Below are 17,772 nucleotides of genomic sequence, written 5' to 3'. Positions count from 1 at the left end.
GGAGGTAATGGCTAGCCTCCCGGCGTGGACAGAGCAGAGTTGACCAAACGGATGGCCGACGGCCACCAGCCGGAGTTCCTCTTCTTCTGGGGGCACACGCCCACGCCTGGCCACCGGGTCGGCAGGTGGCTGCTCAGCCAGTGGTGGGTGGCCGATTTCAGCGCGGACGGTGTCGTGTACCGCAGCGCCGAGCACTTCATGATGGCCGAGAAGGCCCGCCTGTTCGGCGACGAGGAGATGCTGGCCCGCATCCTCGCCGCCGGCACCCCGGCGGACGCGAAGAAGCTCGGCCGCGCGGTGCGGGACTTCAACCAGGACACGTGGGCCGCCAACCGGTACGACATCGTCGTGCGGGGCAGCGTGGCGAAGTTCTCCCACGAGCGGGCCATGACCGAGTTCCTGGTCGGCACGGGTGAGAAGGTCCTCGTCGAAGCCGCGCCGAGGGACGTGGTCTGGGGCATCGGGCTGGGCAAGGACAACCCGCGGGCCCAGCACCCGAGCCAGTGGCGCGGGCAGAACCTGCTCGGGTTCGCGCTGATGGACGCACGGGCTGCGCTGGCCTGACCAAGCCCTTAGCGTGGGCTCATGGCGCTGGCACACCCGTCCCGTGGGCCCGAACCGGGCCCGTCCGAGGTATCGGTCAACCCCTTGTACGCCAGGGTGCCGACGCACATCCCGAAGAACGAGCTGCCTGCCGGTGGCCTCGACCCGGACCTGGCCTACCAGGTCGTGCACGACGAGCTGATGCTGGACGGCAACGCCCGGCTCAACCTGGCGACGTTCGTGACCACGTGGATGGAGCCGACGGCCGAGAAGCTGATGGCCGAGTGCTTCGACAAGAACATGATCGACAAGGACGAGTACCCGCGCACGGCCGAGCTGGAGGCGCGCTGTGTGCGGATGCTCGCCGGGCTGTGGCACGCGCCGAGCGTCACCGACGCCCCCGGCTGCTCGACCACCGGTTCCAGCGAGGCCTGCATGCTCGCCGGGCTCGCGTTGAAACGGCGCTGGCGAAATCGCGGCGGGCCGGGCAGGCCGAACATCGTGATGGGCGTCAACGTCCAGGTGTGCTGGGAGAAGTTCGCCAACTACTGGGACGTCGACGCCCGGCTCGTGCCGATGGACGGCGACCGGTTCCACCTGTCCGCCGAAGAGGCCGTCAAGCTGTGCGACGAGAACACCATCGGTGTCGTGGCCGTCCTCGGGTCCACATTCGACGGCAGCTACGAGCCGGTCGAGGAGATCTGCCGGGCGCTCGACGAGGTGCAGGCCGGCACCGGGCTGGACATCCCGGTGCACGTGGACGGCGCGTCCGGCGCGATGATCGCGCCGTTCTGCGATCCGGATCTGCGGTGGGACTTCCGGCTGCCGCGCGTCGCGTCGATCAACACGTCCGGCCACAAGTACGGACTGGTGTACCCGGGTGTCGGCTGGGTGGTGTGGCGTGACACGCAGGCCCTGCCCGAGGACTTGGTTTTCCGGGTGAACTATCTCGGCGGCACGATGCCGACGTTCGCGCTGAACTTCTCCCGGCCCGGATCCCAGGTCGTCACGCAGTACTACAACTTCCTGCGGCTGGGGTTCGACGGATACCGGCGCGTGCAGCAGGCCTGCCGGGACGTGGCCACCTCGCTCGCGGCGCGGATCGCCGAACTGGGCCCGTTAACGCTGCTCACCAAGGGCGACGAGTTGCCGGTTTTCGCGTTCACGGTCGCCGAGGGCCAGCCGTTCTCGGTGTTCAACGTGTCCACCGCGCTGCGCGCTCGCGGCTGGCAGGTGCCCGCGTACACCTTCCCCGCCAACCGCACTGATCTGGCTGCGCTGCGGATCGTGGTGCGCAACGGTTTCAGCCCCGACTTGGCCGACGCGCTGCTGGCCGACCTGAAACAGGTGCTGCCCGCGCTCGCCACGCTCGATCACCCGAAACCGGGGCCGTCGGCTTTCGCGCACGGCACGTGAGCCGACAGCCCGGCAACAACCGAACCTGTCGCGCTCAGGTTGGCCGGCCCGGCACCGCTGTCATGTGTGACTGAATCGATATCTCCCTGGCTGATGATGGGCAGCTATGACCCTGCGGACTCTGCTTCTCGTCGTAGCGCTGTTACTGGCCACGGCCGCACCGGCGTCGGCGCACGTGCGGCTGCTGGCCAGTGACCCCGAACCCGGCCAGGCGCTGGACGAGCCACCGGCCAGCATCCGGCTGACGTTCGACGAGCAGCTCAAGGCGGCGCCCACGATCACCGTCACCGACCCGAACGGCACGCAGTGGTCGATGGGCAAACCGACCATGGACGGCAAGGCCGTCACGGTTCCCGCCGACGCGCCGTACGGACCGAAGGGCAAATACACGATCAACTACCGCGTCACCGGCCAGGACGGGCACCTGGTGACCGGCGACCTCGTCTTCGACATCACCAGGTCGTTCGGCCAACCCGTTGCCACCCAAGAGGAACAGCCGCTGGTGGCGGCTCAGCAGGACGACGGTGACAATCTGTCCGACGTGGACGCCGGGTTCGGTGTGATGTGGTTCTTCGTCATCGGCGGGTCGATCGTCCTCGTGCTGCTCGCCGGCGCGGTCGTGGCGGGGGCACGCAGGCGGCGATAAGCGGTCCTTATGACCGTCGTGGATATGGCCGATCACGCATAGGTCCTTATGCTCAGGAGATCCCTGCACCCTGCACCGCAAGGAGATCCGAGTGTCCCTGCGAAAGTTCGCCGCCACGGTGGCCGTGGCGGTGGCCGCAACCGGAGCGTTGACGGCCACCGCCACGTCCGCGTCGGCGGAAGCCAACGTCCTCGCCAGGACGGTGTACTACAGCGCTTCGGCGTACTCCGGTCAGGCCGACCAGGCCGCGCAGATCTGGAGTTCGCGTTCGCCCAACGTCCGGCTGGTCCGCGGCGGAAACGCGACCATCCGGATCCTCGGCACCTCGGGTGGAGGATCGCGAGCGTATCCGTGCGGGCTTGGCTGCGCGACGATCTACATCGACTCGCAGGACATCGCCAGGGGTCACAACGCACTGCGCATCGTGACCCATGAGATCGGGCATGGACTTGGGCTGCCCGACAACTACAACGGTGTCTGCTCGTACCTGATGTCCGGTGGCAGCGCCGGAACGTCGTGCACCAACCCGTATCCGAACGCACAAGAGGCAGCTCGGGTGAACCAGCTGTTCGCGGGCCGTGTCGCCACCACGGTCGGCAGGTCGGACGTGTACGACACGGCCAACCGTTAGACAGCAGCCAGTTCCGAAGAGTTGAGCAGCGCGTGGATCTCACGCGCGGCCGCTCGGCCAGCACGGTTCGCGCCGACCGTGCTGGCCGAAGGTCCGTATCCCACCAGGTGCAGCCGAGGCTCGGCGGCGACTCTGGTGCCGTCCATCACGATCCCGCCGCCCGGTGCTCGCAATCCCAGCGGTGCCAAGTGGTCCAGCGCCGCACGGAAGCCCGTCGCCCACAGGATCACGTCGGCGTCCAGCGTGCTCCCGTCGCGCCACCGCACCCCGTCCGGCGTGACCTCGTGGAAGATCGGCCGCCACGGCAGGCTTTCCAGCCTGGCCCGGACATCGGGCGGCGCCCACAACCCGGTCACGCTCACCACGCTCAGCGGCGGCAGCCCGGCCCGCACCCGTTCGTCCACTTCGGCCACGGCCGCGCGGCCGACGTCCTCGGTGAACTCCTCGTCGCGGAACACCGGCTCGTGGCGGGTGATCCAGGTGACGCAGGCCAGTTCGGACAGCTCCAGCAGCAGCCCGGTGGCCGAGGACCCCGCCCCCACCACGATCACGTTCTTGCCCCGGAACTCCTCGACGTCCCGGAAGTCCGCGGTGTGCAGCTGACGGCCGCGGAACGACGCCATTCCCGGGTAGTAGGGCCAGAACGGCCTCGTCCACGTGCCTGTGGCGTTCACGACCGCCCGCGCGGTCCACTGGTCAGTTCCGGCGGAGACAAGCAGCCTGTCGTCGTGGCCGTACTCGACCGAAGTGACTTCGACCGGCCGCAGCACGTGCAGGCCGTTGGCCCGTTCATAGGAGGCGTAGTACTCGCTGACCACCTCGGACGCCGGCAGATCCGCGTCCGCGTCGACCGGTGGGAAACCCGGCAACGGGTAGATGCCGTTCACCTTGCCCAGCCGCAGTGAGGGCCAGCGGTGCCGCCACGCTCCCCCGGCCCCGTCGCCGGAGTCGAGCATGACGAGGTCGTCGATCCCGTAGCGGCGCAGGTGGTGGCCCGTCGACAGGCCCGCCTGCCCGGCTCCGATGACCACAACACCGGTTTCCCGCATGTGGGTTCCAACACCGGGCGTCCGCCGGTTTCTTCCTGGCCGGAGGTGAGCCGTACGTCACTGGACCGAACGTGGTTTTCACGGACGAGGGCTCCGGAAAAACCACGTTCGGCTCACCACGCCGCCGCGAGATCGGTGCTAATTCTTACTAACGAGGGCAGGTCTTCCAGTGGAAATGGTAGGTGGTATTAATGCTTCCGTCCGTCGAGTCCATCGCGATGAAACTGGTCGTCTTCTTCGGGTCGGACGTTCCAGCATTCACCCGCAACTCGGTGTTGATGTTGAAGTTGCGTTGCTCGCCACACGGGTGGTAAACCAGCGCGGCGATGTCGGTTTTGTCGGTGAACTGCCAGTCGTCACTCATGGCCCCGTTGAGGGGGTGGTTCACGAACGACGTCGGCGACATTCCCTGGAAATAGTAGTTCGCCCGCTCGAGGCCGTTGGCCCCGCGCTCAAGGTGGGCGAAACCACGGTAGTCCGCCTGGGCCACCGCGTAGGTGAAGCCCTGCGGGACGTGCACCTTCAGGCTGATCTGGCAGTTCTTGCGGAAGTCGGTTGGCTGGGCACCGACGCCCACTTGCGCCAAGAACTCGCTGTACGTCACCGTGAAGGCCTCGTTGTCCTCGGACACGGCCACGGCCGCCGTTCCCGGACGGCATCCAGAGCCATTCACGGTCGCAACATCGATGATAATCTTGTCGGGCGGCGGTGTGGAAGGCCACCCGGCCGCTTGAACTGGTTGTCCGACGATGGATAAAGCAACGCCGGCAGCGGCCAACATATGAAGCATCAGATACCTCCAAATGCGACACACGCGACTCGCGAGCGGTGACCTACCGTATCGCGGTCATCACAGCTCAAAACCCGCTGAACGGAGTAAGGCATCACCTGTCAACGAAAAGAACTGGGAAAGGATGATAGGACGGCCGGAGGTACGGAAAAGTCCTACCAACGACACGCCTTCTGCCGGGTAATTAACGGCGCCTTCCGATCCGCACGGTGTCGCGTCCTTCCCTCTTGGCGACAAGCAGGGCGGCGTCCGCTTCGAGGACCAGATCGGTCAATACCGGTTCCATTCCGCGGGCCGGGACATAGAGCGCGACGCCGATCGACACGCTCAGCCCGGTCAGTGTCGTGCGCACGCCGCGGTCCACGTCGGGGACGCTGATCCGCAGCGCCCGCACGCCGTCCAGCACGCGAGAGGCCACCGACAACGCCCTGTCCCGGTTGGTCATCGGCAGCAGGACGAGGAACTCGTCGCCGCCGTGCCCGCCGTAGCGGCCCAGGACGTCGTTCTCACGGCAGGCCTCGCGCAGCACCTCAGCCACCGCGTGCAGGACCATGTCGCCTGCCACGTGGCCGTAGCGGTCGTTGATGTCCTTGAAGTGGTCGAGGTCCAGCAGCAGCAACGCCAGCGGCTGGCGCTGCTCGTGCGCGTCCCGCAGCGTTCGTGGCGCGTACGTGTCCCAGCCCCAGCGGTCCAGCAGCCCGGTGAGCCGGTCGATCGCCCAGTACCCGATCGGCTGACCGCAGGTGCCGCACCGCTCGGGCACGGCCACGTGCTCGTCGTCCCGGCTGGGCAGTGCCATCGGCGGGGAGATCGGCGGCCGGATCAGGTGTGCGGACTGCCAGGCACTCGACGCAGTGGTCATCTCTTGTCCCCCAAGGACTTCGACCCCAATGAGTTCGGCACGGCCGTGATCGGCCGGTAGTCGTGGTCGTAGCCGAACGCCCGCGGCCCGGTGAGCCGCAGCCCCTCGCGAGTCGTCCACCGGCTGTCACACGGGACGCCGAGGACGGCGACCCGGTTGCCGTACCGCAGCCCCTCGGTGGTCACCGGTTGTCCAGTCTCGTTGTCCAGCACGCAGATCAGGTCCGGTGTGCTGGTCACGACCTCGCCGTCGCGTTCGGCGACGAGGTGCTCGTTCTGGAACGACAGGGTCAGCCGCGAACCGCGGTGGCCACCGATCCCCTCGACCCGCGCGTGGCCGCGGGCGAACCCGCCGGTGGTCGCCCGGTCCACGTCGACGACCTTGCCCGTGATCAGCAGGTGCCCGTCGAGCAGCGCGGACGCTGTCGCGACCGGCTCGGGCGAGAGCCGCACGGCCCTGCCGAGCCGGTGCGCCAGCGTCATCGTCCCGGCCACGAGTCCCGCACGCAGCTGCTCGCCGGTCAGCACAGTGTCGGCGGTGAAGACCGAGCAGCCGGCCTCGATGCACACCGACCGGGCCAGGCGCTCGGCCCACCGGTTGTCGACCGTGTCGAGCACTGTCGTGTTGCCCTTGTCGTCCACGATGACCATCGGCGTGCAGCTCACGCCGATCAGCGACGGCAGCACCATGTGCGCCTCGGGGAACGCTCGCCCCATCGCGTCGCCGTCGACCAGCGGCAGGCCGGTCTCGGCGGCGGCCGCGATCGGGATGACCGAGTTCACGCCGCCGATCTCGATCGGCACGAGGTGCGTGGCCTGCTTGCCCATCACCCGTTCCAGTGCGCGCAGCGCGGCAGTCGCCTCATGGCCGGACGGGAGCTTCTCCGTGCCGACGGTCGGCGCGCCCATCGTGGAGACGGGTACCACGACCGCGTCCGGCGGCACCTCGTCGATGTCCACCGAGGGCACCGGTCCGTGCCGCTCGATCGCCACCTCGGCCAGCAGCTTGCCGATGTACGGGTCGCCGCCGCCACCGGCGCCGAGGATCGCCGCACCGCGGGCGATGTCGTCCACATCGGACAGCAGGATCTCACGCATCGCCCGCTCCCAGCCTGGCGACGTCCAGTTGCCCGATCGCCTTGACCCGTACCCTGACCGCTCCGCCCGGCACGTACGCCAGCGGCACTTCCTCGACGTCGACGACACGGATGCTGTCCGGCAACGCCCCGGCCGCCCTGGCTCGTTCGGCCGCTTCGAGTTTCACGTCCGCCAGCACCGAGTCCCGGCTGCCCGCGCCGACGCGCACGACCCGGTCGACCTCGCCGCCGACCTCCGCGATCGCCGCGCCGACGGCGTTGGCCACCGCGAAGTTCTCCGGCCGGACGATCTCCCCGACGCCGTCCACGCCCGGGAGCACCTCCGGGACGAGCACGCTGCCGCCGCCGACGGCGAGGACCGGCAACGGCTGCGACGACGTGCGCATCCGGTCGACGGCGTCGGCGATCCGCTCACCGACCACCGCGAGCACGCGGTTGACGTGGTCCTTGTCCAAATGCGACACGAGGGCCGGGTCGCCGAGGTCGATCAGGCCCGCGGCGACCGCGAGGTCGGTCAGCGTCAAGTCGTCGCCGCCGAAGGCGAGGCCGCGCTCGGTGAGCTCGTAACCGACGCTGTCCGGGCCGAACTCGTCCCCGCGCACCGACGTCCCGCCGCCGATGCCGAGCGAGACCAGGTCCGGCATCCGGAAGCTGGTGCGCACCCCGGCGAGCTCAGTGACCGCACCCGCTTCCCTGGGGAAACCGGCGGCGACGATCCCGATGTCGGCAGTGGTCCCACCCACGTCGACCACTGCGCAGTCACTGAGCCCGGCCAGGAACGCCGCGCCCCGCATCGAGTTCGTCGGCCCCGACGCGAAGGTCGCGACCGGGAACCGGCGGGCGTACTCGACGTCCATCACGGTCCCGTCGTTCTGGCTGAGCAGCAACGGAGCCGTGATCCCGGCCCCGCGCAGCGCCGCTGTCAGCGCGTCGGCGATCTGCCCGGCGAGCTCGATCAGCGCCGCGTTCAGCACTGTGGCGTTCTCCCGCTCCAGCAGGCCGACCCGGCCGAACTCGTGGGAGCACGACACCGCCAGGTCCGGCACCTCGGCACGCAGGATCTCCGCCGCCCGCACCTCCATCTCGCTGTTGACCGGCGCGAACACCGACGAGACGGCCACCGACCGCAAACCGCGCCCGGCGATGTCCGCGGCGACGCGCTTGAGCTCGCCGGGATCCAGCGGGGCGATCTCGGAGCCGTCGTACTCGTATCCGCCGTGCACCAGGTAGTGCTCACGGCCGATCGCCGCGCGCAGCACCGGCGGCCACCCGGTCAACGGCGGCAACGCACTGGTCGCGGGCAGCGCCAGCCGGACCACCGCGGTCGGCGTGATGCCACGGCGTTGCACGATCGCGTTGGTGAAGTGCGTGGTGCCGACCATGACCGCGGACAGGTCCCCGATCCGTTCGAGCACACCGGACGCGGCCGCGGCGGCGAGCAGATCCGTGACAGCCCAGGCGACGCCGCCGGTGACGTCCGGCGTGGTCGGTGTCTTGACCGACGCCAGCAGGCGGTTGTCAGCGGACAGCAGGACCGCGTCGGTGTTGGTGCCGCCTACGTCGATACCGATTCGCACGACTCCTCCTTCCGCGCCTCGCCAACCGGCGCCTCGCCGGTTTCCCTGACCAGACCGAGCTTGCCCAGGACCAGGTACAGCAACCCGGCCAGCAGCAACGAGTTCACCGAGCCGATGCCGAGCTGCTCGCGCTCGCTCCACCAGCCGAAGACCGCCGAAACCACCCAGATCCCCAACGTCACCGGGACGAACGTCGGTTCGGTCGACGGCAGCACACCGCGTTGCCGTGACTCGTCGAGCGCGCCGCGCCATCGGCGGACGAGGTAGTACTCGGCGACGATGATCCCGGCGATCGGCGGCAGCGAAACCCCCAGCACCGTGAGGAAGTCGGTGAACCGGTCGAGGAACCCGACCGCGGACAGCACAGTTCCGGCGACGCCGATGCCCAGCGTCGCCCACACCCGGTTGACCTTGACCCCGAACAGCGTGTCGACCGCGTTGACCAGCCCGAGCGACGAGCTGTAGAGGTTCCAGTCGTTGATCTTCACCACCGCCGCGACCAGGGTGATCACGCCGACGACACCGGCCGTGCCGGTCAGGATCGCGACCGCGTCCTGACCCTTGAGGGCGTACGCGAGCAGCACGCCGATCAAGCCCATCACGTACTGGCCCAACGTGATCGACAGGACGCTCTGCTTGACCACGTCCCGCGGTGACCGGTTGAAGCGGTTCATGTCCGGCATGACCACCGCGCCGGCCATGTACGACCCGGCCACCAGCGTCGCGCCGGCCGCGATCGTGATCGGCTCGCCGAGCGGGCCGGAGGCGAACAGCCCCCCGAGGTCCGCGCCGCTGAACTCCTTGATCACCGAGTAGGCGATCACGATCTGGAACGCGGGCACGGCGACGATCCCGACCCACCGCATGGCGCGGAACCCGTAGATCACGAAGACGGTGATCACGACGCCGGTCACCAGCGACCACACCGACGCGGTCAGCCACGGCGCCACGGTGGCCATGCCGAGCGCGAAGATGCCGTTCTGGATGCCGAACCAGCCGACCAGGCTGATCGAGATGATCAGGCCGAGCAGCGCCGAGCCGTACCGGCCGAACCCCGTCCACCGCGTCAGCACCGATGTGGACAGTCCCTCGCGGCAGCCCGCGATCCCGACGAACACGGCGACCAGTTCCAGCACGACCGACCCGAGCGTCAACGCCCAGAACGCGCCCCAGAACGACAGTCCGGCGCCGAGCAGGACACCGGTCGAGAACGTGATCAGGTCGGAGATCTGGCCGAACTGCTGGACCGCCACCCATCCCCAGCCGTACCTGGCCGCCGGGGGAACCCGGCGCAGGGCGTAGTCGTCTTGGGGCGTCACCGGGCGTCCTCTCGGGCATGAACGGCTGCTTTGGCTTTTCCGGACATCCAGCCGGCTCGCGGCGGGCCGCCCGCGCGCACGCGCATCATCACGGTCGGATCCGACAAGTACGCCAACGGTTTCTCTTCGACGCACACGAGCGCGACCTTCGCCGGGTCGGCGCCGGCACGCATCGCCGACGCCCGCGCGGCCTCACGCACAGCGGCCCGGATCTCGTCGAGGTGCGGGCTGTTCAACGGCACGATCCGGCGTGCCTCGCCCACCACGGGCGCCGCTGCCGCGCCGACCGCAGCGGCGGCCTCAGCGTCCACAGGGGACTCGACACGGACGGTCCCGGCCAGTGCGGTACCGACGATCCGCGGCGACAGGGACTGCACGAACGTCCGCGCCCCCGGTCCGACGAGCAGCAACGGCAGGTCCCCGGGCGCGTCCTTGGCGCGGTCGATCGCTTCCTCGACCGACGCGTGGATCGGTACCAGCGCGGGGATGCTCAGCCCGGTCGGCACACCGGTGACCTTGGTGTGCCCGACGGTCATCCTCGGCCTGCCGTCGGTGAGCGCGCACACCGCGCGCACCGTTCCGTCCACTTTGGTCAAACCGACGAGCGCGTCCTGCTCGTCCGACAACAAGGCGGCGCCGACCACGGATGTCGCGTCCGTCGCGCCCAGCAACGACAACGGGTGCGTCACGGCGTTGTCGAGAGTGGCGATCGTCCCGTCGCTGCGGGCGAGGAACACCTCCGCCCGGCTGAGACCGCGCTGGTTGACCGCGGTCAGCAGCTTCGCGGCCTCCTCGGCGACCGGGGCGGTGAGCGCGGCCTGCATGATCGTGGCGTTCTCCCGTTCGACCAGCCCGAGGCCGCCGTACTCGTGGGACAGCAGGATCGCCCCGCTCGCGCCCATCTCCTCGCGGATCACCTCGGCCGCCGCGAGTTCGTGCCGTGGCGTGACCGACGAGAACACACCGGTGATCGCGACTGCCCCGACGGTGCCGGAGATCTGCCGTGCGAACGCCAGCAACCCTTCGATGTCAAGGGGTTCGTAGTCGCTGCCGTCCAGCATCGCGCCGCCGGACAGGCACGTGGACGCGACCACGACACGGTCACGCATCTCCGGTGGCCACAACGTCAACGGCGGCACCGACGTGGTCGCCGCGCCGAGCCGGACCGCCGCGACCTTCGCCAGCCGTCCCGGCCAGCCACGCCAGTACCCCGTCGCCGCGGCCAGCGCGTCCATCACACGCAGATCCGTGACCGCGAACACGACGTGGTCGATCTTGCTCGCGGTGATGCCGTGCGGGCGTGCCGCGTCGAGCACGGCGTCGAGCACGCTTTCGGCCGTCTCGGTCTCGTGTTCGACCGCGACGACCACGCGTCCGTCGTGATCCAGGACGGCGGCGGCCGACCGGCTGCCCGGCAGAGCCACCCCCAGGCGATAGCTCATGGCGCCGCCAACGGGTGGTAGTCGAGGTCGAGCCCGAACGCTCGGGGCCCGACCAGTTCGAGACCGGCCGGCTGCAGCCACACCTCGGGACACGGCAGCGCGAGCACGACCACGCGCTGCCCGTAGCGCAGGGAGTCGGTGCTGACGACGTCGCCGCTGTAGACGTCGAAGAGGGTGATGATGTCGGGTGTGGTCGCGCGGACCTCGCCGTCCTCGAGGATCGCGAGGTACTCGTGGCCGACCTCGACCCGCAGGCACCGGCCGTCGTCGCCGTTGATGCCGTCGAGCAACGCCGTCGACCGCAGGTTCGCCGCGAACCTCGGCGCCGCGTTGGTCCGCAACGGCGAGACCAGGTTGACCTTGCCCTCCATCAGGCAGATCCCGCTGAACTCGGCCGCCAGCCGCCGCACCGCCGTGACCACGGGCGTTCCGGCGCAGCCGGCGAGCACCCGGCCGATCCTGAGCGCACGGCTGATCGAGCCGACGACCACGCTCTCCCGGGCCTGCTCGACCGTCATCACGTACTCGGCGCTCACGCCGGTGTCCCCGAACGCCTTCACCGCGCTGCGGGCGAGGCGTTCCAGCCAGTCGCCCGTGTCGGCCTGGACGAGCACGACGTGGTCGTGGTCGTCGGCCAGCACCGACGGGCCCGGGTGCACGCCCGCGATCTGCATGGCGACCTGCTCGATACCGGGGAAGGCGCGGCCCATGCCGTCGGCGTCGGCCAGCGGCAGCCGCGCGTTCGCCGCCAGCGCGACCGACGCGGGACCGTTGCTCCCGCCGATCTCGGTGCACATCATCGCTACGACTTCGGCACCGAAGTGCTGTTCCACCTGACGGCGGATCGCGATGCTCTCGCGGCCTGTGCCGATCCGCTCAACCCAGACGGCGGGGGAACCGAGGTACGCGCACGGCATGACTAGGCCATCCGAGGGAAGATCAGCCAGATCGACGACGTCGACAGGACCCTGCGTGTCCAATGCGACCTGCGTCATCGGTACGGTCGCCGCCGCGTAGCCGCCCCCGCCTGCCGCGAGCACGTCGCAGCCCCGGGCGAAGTCGGCAAGGCAACCCCCGTTAAGTCGCACGAGTGAATGGTAGTAAGACAACCACTCTGAGTATTTGTCCTTGCACAATAGAATCCAGGCCCCCGCTATCCCCGCCGCACAGTCAGCCCCGGAGGAGTTGTGAGTCACGTACCGCTCCGCGACCTGCTCGCCGGGCCGGATCTGAACACCCTCACGGTGCTGACCGCGTCGCCGCAGCGTTCGGTGAGCTCGGTGCGCGTCATCGACAAGCTCACTGACCTGCGGACAGTCCCCAAGGACAGTTTCGTGGTGGTGCTCGCGTCGGCGTCGGCACAAGCCCGTGGGCACCTGTTCGACATCGCGATGCGTGACGCGACGGCCAGCGGCGCCGGCGCGATCGTGCTCAACGGGATCGACGCGACCGCCGTGGAATCCACAGCGGTCCGGATCGCCAACCGCAACGCGGTGTCGTTGCTCCTCGCGCCGGTCAGCCTCGAACCGACACGGCTGGTCGTCGCGGTGTCGGAGGCGCTGGCCGGGGACGCGACCGCCGCGCTCGCCCGGATCGACGCCGCCCGCAGGCTGATCGCGTCGGCCGAGATGCGCACGCACGACCGCAAAGCGGCGATCCTGCTGGCCGCGTCGGACGCGTTGGGCATGCCCGTCGCGGCCCGCCAGCCCGCGCACGGCGAACCAGCGGCTCCCGTGCTGGTCGAAGGCACGGTGGACACGTTCGTCGCCGCCGAAGTGACCGCGGAGGCCAGAGGCTCGTGGGTGGTGGCGGCCCGCGCGGTGGCGACGCTGACAGCGGACGCGTACGCCCGCGTGATCGCCGACGAGCGCCGTACCGAGCTGGCGCCGTTGGCCGACCGGGGCAGGCTGCTGGGCGAACTGCTGCTGGCGCCGGATTCCGAACGCGTGCAACTGGTCTCGCACGCGCGGACGGTCGGCCTGCCGGTCGACGGCTGGCACCAGGTCCTGCGCTTCGAGCTGTCGTCGTCGCTGGACGCGGGCTCGGCGATCAGCGCGGACCAGGTCGACGCGATCAGCGTGGCAATGCTGCACGCGGTCCGCGCGGAGATGGACGCGAAGTGGCACAGCACGAGAATCGGCGGCGAACCGCTGCTGGTGCACAGCGTGGACGCCGACCCGGGCCCATCGGCGGCCAGGACAGCGCTGGCGGCGGCGACGACAGCGCTGAACGCGGCCCGCAAACGCTTCCCCGGCATAGTGGTCCGCTGCGGGATAGGAGCGGTGCACAGGCAAGCGGAAGGCCTGCGGACCTCGGCGACGGACGCGAAAGCGGCACTGGCCGTGACCCGGCAGGCGAAACCCCAGCGTGACGTCGTGGCGATCGACGCGCTCGGCCTCAACCGGATGCTGGTGGAATGGTATGCGTCGGACAACACGCGGGCATCAGTGGACGACCTGCTGGCGCCGCTGGTCGACCTCGGCCCGACCGCGGCCGAGGAAGCGATCAGGACACTGCAGGCCTATCTGGACCACCAGAACTCCCCCGCCAGAGCAGCGGAAGTGCTGCGCGTGCACAGGCAGACCGTCCACTACCGGTTGAACAAGATCACCCGCCAGCTCGGGGTGGACCTCGCCGACCCCGAGCAGCGGCTGGCGCTCCAACTGGCGTGCCGCGCCTGGCTGATGCGCTAGTGGCCCGTCTCGAACGTCGACGAGCCACCGGAAAACCGATGCCGACCCCCACGGCGGCACCGATCTCCTCACCGGTACCGCGGACCGTAACGGCACGGGCTTTCACATCGCTTTCAGCCAGCTGACGGCGCTTGACAGCGCCCGGCTCAGCTGAACCACCCGGACCCATTCGACTGCCTGCGGATGTCCCCTCCACGGCGCGTCCCACCCTCGTCCGAGATGCGTACGGCAACCGTAGCCACCAGGGCTTTCAACAGACTTTCAACTGGCTGCCGGCACCGTCGTCACCCTGCGCACATCAGGCGCACAGCCGGACCTGCCCAGTGCGCAACCAGTCCGTCACGAATCGAGCGGGATGACAAGCCCAGCCACGCCGGGACTAGAGCGGGGGTCGCCCCGGCGTGGCTGAGGCGCACGCCGGGGACCACAGGGGGCCGGTGGATGCCCCTCCACGGCAACTCCCACCCTGCCCGCGACGTGCGTATGAACGGTAGCGACCAGGGCTTTCACGTGGCTTTCAACGAGGTGACCTACTGGCTCTCCTCGTACGCGGAGGCGGCGAAGTCGCTCAGCTCCATGCGATCGGCGACCTCGGCCTTCATGATCAGGCTCGCCACGTGCTTCTCGACCGTGCGCGGGGAGATGTGCAGGCGGTTGGCGATGGCTTTGTTCGTCAGGCGCTCACGCAGCAACTGCAGCACTTCGTGCTCCCGGACTGTGACACCTATGGCGCGCAGGTCGTCCGGGACCTGGTCCATGCCTGTCCTGCGTTGTTTGACCGACGCACCGGCGTGGCGCAGCAGTGAGCGACACGCCCCGGCGACTGCGGGAACCGTCAGCTGGTGGAAGTACTCCTCTGCTCGACGCAACCACGCGATGGGCTCACCCCACCCGTCGGCAATCGCGGCCTCAGCGGCAAGTCTCAGCACGAGGTGCCGTGCCATCCCGTAGATCTCGGAATCCTGTTGGGACGCCGCGGCAGCCGCGTTCGCCTCCTCGATCCGGCCGTCACGTCCATGCAGCACCGCTTGTGCCATTCGCACGAACTGCCGATTCCACCGCATGGTGGCCTGTGTGGTCGATGCGACCGTCTCGTACTCCGCCCAGCCCGAGTCGCCTTCGAGAACGGACAGCAACAAGCAGAGGCCGTGCCGCCCCGCGAGGTGGAAGCTGGACGGCAGGTCCTCGGTGATCGTGAGCATCTCGGCCAGCTCGTCCTTGGCCAGCCCACGGTTTTCCTCGAGGAGAGCGCAGAACGTGCGGGCGAGACCCAACGCGAGCGGCAGTTCGTGGCCGTGCTCGTCCTGCCACTCCGAGAACTCCGCGAACGCCTGCTCCATCTCCGCTCGCCTGCCCCGGTGCGCGGCCAGACTGGTCTGCACCATCAGCAGGTGGCGCAACTGCGGGCGGAGGCGCAACCTCGTCACTTCTGACTTGTTCTGGGTGATCAGCTGCGAGGTTCTGGTGAAGTCGCCTCGGAGTATGGCGTCGACAGCGAGGTTGGCCTTGACTGTGTATCCCAGTGTGACCGCTCCGACGCGCTGGACTTCCTCGAGAATCTGTTCGTAGCCCGACCGATCACCTGACGACATCCACGCGTTGCCTGCCAGCAGCACCAATGAGTAGACACGCCAGATCGGCAGCCGGTGCTGTTCGGCGAGCCGCAAACCGCGCTGGAAGCAGTCATCCGATTCCCGCATACCCCGTTCGCGGGCCAGTTCGCCCACGATGAGCCACGCCTCGCACAGCACGTTCGCCGAGTTCGCCTTCTCCGCGTACACGATGGCGCGCCGGGCAAGCGCTTCCGCGTCAGCCGCCCGGTTGGTCTCCCCGCTGTGCCGAGTGAGACGAGCCGCCGTCACGTCGATAGCAGCGTTGTTCTCGTCGGGCGCGTCACTGCCGAGCACCGACCTCGCCTGGGCGACTTGCCGCATACCTTCGGAGAAGAGGCCAGCGAGCAGGTACACATTGGCCAACCGGGTGTGCAGCGCGGCACGTGTCCTCGGGCTGAGGACCGCACCGTTGAGTTGCTCATCCAAGGTGTCCACGAGTTCGCGAGCACGGTCGACCTGACCTGCCTCGGCCAACGCGTAGAGCAGGATCTCCAGTACCTCCGCCTTGCTTTCGGCGGAAGACTCGTCTCGCAGCAGTGTGTTGGCCCGGTCGAGCAGTCGCACCGAGGATTCGGACGCACCGTCGGCGAGGGCGCGGCGTCCGGCTTCGGCGAACAGGGTCGCCGCGCCTCGCACGTCGCCCGAGTCGGCCTGCAGCGTCGCCGCCAGCTGACACCACTCGCCCGGCAGGTCCGGATGCAGGGTCTGGACCGCGGCAGAAGCCTGTCTCGAGTACTCGGCACGGTCCGGCGGAGGCAGGCTCGACCGCAGCGCCTCCGCCATCAGCGGGTGCCGGAAGGCGTACCAGTCCGGTGAGGAGTCATCCGGGGCGACCAGCTGTGCGGCGACTGCCGCCCGCAAATGCGACAACAGGCTGCGCTGGTCAAGCGCCGTGACTTGGCCGACGACGGACAACGGGAATCTGTCGCCCAGCACCGCGGCGACCGACAACAACGTGCTGCCCTGGGAGCCCAGTTGCCCGACCCGGTCGATGATGCCGCGCAGCACCGTCTCCGGCACCTCGGGGCGCAACGCACCGATGACCCGCCAGCCCGCCGCGCCTTTGACCAGCACACCGTCACTCACGAGCTGGTGCAGCACCTCTTCGATGATGAAGGGCACACCGGCGCTGTCATCGGCGAGGCGGGCGACGACCTCATCCGGCAGATCGGCGGGGTTGGCCTCGATGCACGACGCGGCCAGCCTGGTGATGTCCGCCGAGTCGAGGCGGCCGAGTGTCAGCATCGACGCGGAACGGCGCTGGGTAGCCGACCGGGCGAGGTCACGTGCCGCGCACGGCTCGTCCCGGATGGTCGCGACCAGCAGGACCGGAAGTTCGGCCACGTTGTCGGTGAGGTACTCGACAATCGCGAGGGTCTCCGCATCGGCGTGCTGCAGGTCCTCGAGGACGAGCATGCAACCGTGCCCCCGGCCCGCGACCGTCACCAGGCGCAGTACCGCCTCACCGAGGACCACCAGTGAATCGTCGACAGTCACGGCGCCGGCCTGCTGGAGATCGGGAATCAGCCTGCCGAGGATCGGGCGGTACGGTCCCAGTGCCGGGTCGTCGGGCGGATGGCCGCTGCGGTAGAGCGCCAGCAGCGCCTCGGTCAGCGGCCGGAACGGCACGATCGGTCCGATCGTGCTGCCGCGTCCCCGAAGGACACGCAGGCCCGCGGTGAACGCCATCCCGGCGGCCTCGGCGGCGAGTCTGGACTTGCCGATCCCCGCTTCGCCGACGAGGAAGACCGTGCCGCCACGCGAGGCGCGTGCGGCATCGATCGCCCTCGTCAGTTCGGCCACCTCACGGTCGCGGCCGATCACGAGCGGGGAACGGGACACCATGGCCGGACAGTACCCAGACTGCCCCGTTCGGTTGAAGCCCGGGAAGCGGTGGATCTCATCGTGGACTAGTTAGCCCCTGCGGCCACGAGTTGGTCAATACGAACGGCCGACACAATTGTGATGTCGGCTCGCCGGCTGCCGGACCGGTACCCGGCCAAGGCGCTCACACGTGATGTGGCTTGGCACTCGCCGGGGAGAACGATCTGACCTGCGGGGTGGTCGACAACGAGGGCAGCGTCGAGCGTCATGG

14 protein-coding genes are annotated in these 17,772 nt (G+C 69.1%); 5 read left to right on the top strand and 9 right to left on the bottom strand.

Annotation, left to right across the window (positions count from 1 at the left end; genetic code table 11):
- Positions 1-24: 24 nt before the first annotated feature.
- The 4 genes from AOZ06_RS10755 to AOZ06_RS10740 all read left to right on the top strand — a co-directional run bounded on the left by AOZ06_RS10755 (position 25) and on the right by AOZ06_RS10740 (position 3,236).
- Entirely contained in the window at positions 25-564 is a 540-nt protein-coding gene (locus tag AOZ06_RS10755; protein ID WP_054289308.1) for an NADAR family protein, read from the top strand.
- 21 nt (positions 565-585) lie between these two features.
- The gene (locus AOZ06_RS10750; RefSeq protein WP_054289307.1) at positions 586-1,959 is read left to right on the top strand and encodes a glutamate decarboxylase; all 1,374 of its coding nucleotides are present in this window, start codon (positions 586-588) and stop codon (positions 1,957-1,959) included.
- A 106-nt stretch (positions 1,960-2,065) separates the two neighbouring features.
- Positions 2,066-2,605 carry a copper resistance CopC family protein gene (locus AOZ06_RS10745; protein ID WP_054289306.1) on the top strand — a complete coding sequence of 180 codons (540 nt, stop codon included), beginning with the start codon at positions 2,066-2,068 and terminating at the stop codon, positions 2,603-2,605.
- 91 nt (positions 2,606-2,696) lie between these two features.
- Positions 2,697-3,236: a snapalysin family zinc-dependent metalloprotease gene (locus AOZ06_RS10740; protein WP_054289305.1), complete on the top strand. Its 540-nt coding sequence runs from the start codon at positions 2,697-2,699 to the stop codon at positions 3,234-3,236.
- Here AOZ06_RS10740 and AOZ06_RS10735 read toward each other — a convergent pair.
- From AOZ06_RS10735 to AOZ06_RS57690, 8 genes are all read right to left on the bottom strand, one after another.
- Complete coding sequence (locus AOZ06_RS10735) at positions 3,233-4,285, bottom strand: NAD(P)-binding domain-containing protein (RefSeq protein ID WP_054289304.1); 1,053 nt, start codon at positions 4,283-4,285, stop codon at positions 3,233-3,235. The two genes, AOZ06_RS10740 and AOZ06_RS10735, sit on opposite strands and share 4 nt — an antisense overlap.
- Before the next feature lie 148 nt (positions 4,286-4,433).
- Positions 4,434-5,075: a DUF4360 domain-containing protein gene (locus AOZ06_RS10730; RefSeq protein WP_054289303.1), complete on the bottom strand. Its 642-nt coding sequence runs from the start codon at positions 5,073-5,075 to the stop codon at positions 4,434-4,436.
- Positions 5,076-5,259: 184 nt separating this feature from the next.
- Entirely contained in the window at positions 5,260-5,937 is a 678-nt protein-coding gene (locus AOZ06_RS10725; RefSeq protein ID WP_054289302.1) for a GGDEF domain-containing protein, read from the bottom strand.
- Positions 5,934-7,034, bottom strand: a complete 1,101-nt coding sequence (locus AOZ06_RS10720; RefSeq protein ID WP_054289301.1) for a DUF917 domain-containing protein — start codon at positions 7,032-7,034, stop codon at positions 5,934-5,936. The genes AOZ06_RS10725 and AOZ06_RS10720 overlap by 4 nt, the downstream gene beginning before the upstream one ends.
- Positions 7,027-8,610 (bottom strand): hydantoinase/oxoprolinase N-terminal domain-containing protein, encoded by a 1,584-nt coding sequence (locus AOZ06_RS10715; protein WP_054289300.1) that lies wholly within the window; start codon positions 8,608-8,610, stop codon positions 7,027-7,029. The genes AOZ06_RS10720 and AOZ06_RS10715 overlap by 8 nt, the downstream gene beginning before the upstream one ends.
- Positions 8,589-9,929 (bottom strand): purine-cytosine permease family protein, encoded by a 1,341-nt coding sequence (locus AOZ06_RS10710; protein WP_054289299.1) that lies wholly within the window; start codon positions 9,927-9,929, stop codon positions 8,589-8,591. The genes AOZ06_RS10715 and AOZ06_RS10710 overlap by 22 nt, the downstream gene beginning before the upstream one ends.
- Positions 9,926-11,371 carry a hydantoinase/oxoprolinase N-terminal domain-containing protein gene (locus AOZ06_RS53715; protein ID WP_083471618.1) on the bottom strand — a complete coding sequence of 482 codons (1,446 nt, stop codon included), beginning with the start codon at positions 11,369-11,371 and terminating at the stop codon, positions 9,926-9,928. The genes AOZ06_RS10710 and AOZ06_RS53715 overlap by 4 nt, the downstream gene beginning before the upstream one ends.
- Positions 11,368-12,459 carry a DUF917 domain-containing protein gene (locus tag AOZ06_RS57690; RefSeq protein WP_063810012.1) on the bottom strand — a complete coding sequence of 364 codons (1,092 nt, stop codon included), beginning with the start codon at positions 12,457-12,459 and terminating at the stop codon, positions 11,368-11,370. The genes AOZ06_RS53715 and AOZ06_RS57690 overlap by 4 nt, the downstream gene beginning before the upstream one ends.
- Positions 12,460-12,558: 99 nt before the next feature.
- On the opposite strand from AOZ06_RS57690, the gene AOZ06_RS10695 reads away from it, so the two are divergent.
- Positions 12,559-14,064: a PucR family transcriptional regulator gene (locus tag AOZ06_RS10695; protein WP_054289297.1), complete on the top strand. Its 1,506-nt coding sequence runs from the start codon at positions 12,559-12,561 to the stop codon at positions 14,062-14,064.
- 530 nt (positions 14,065-14,594) lie between these two features.
- On the opposite strand, the gene AOZ06_RS10690 is transcribed toward AOZ06_RS10695, so the two are convergent.
- Positions 14,595-17,522, bottom strand: coding sequence for an ATP-binding protein (locus tag AOZ06_RS10690; RefSeq protein ID WP_063810011.1), 2,928 nt, complete (start codon positions 17,520-17,522; stop codon positions 14,595-14,597).
- Positions 17,523-17,772: the final 250 nt, after the last annotated feature.

This window comes from Kibdelosporangium phytohabitans, assembly GCF_001302585.1.
GTDB classification, from domain to species: Bacteria; Actinomycetota; Actinomycetes; order Mycobacteriales; family Pseudonocardiaceae; genus Kibdelosporangium; species Kibdelosporangium phytohabitans.
This window is presented reverse-complemented; position numbering and strand designations above follow the sequence as displayed.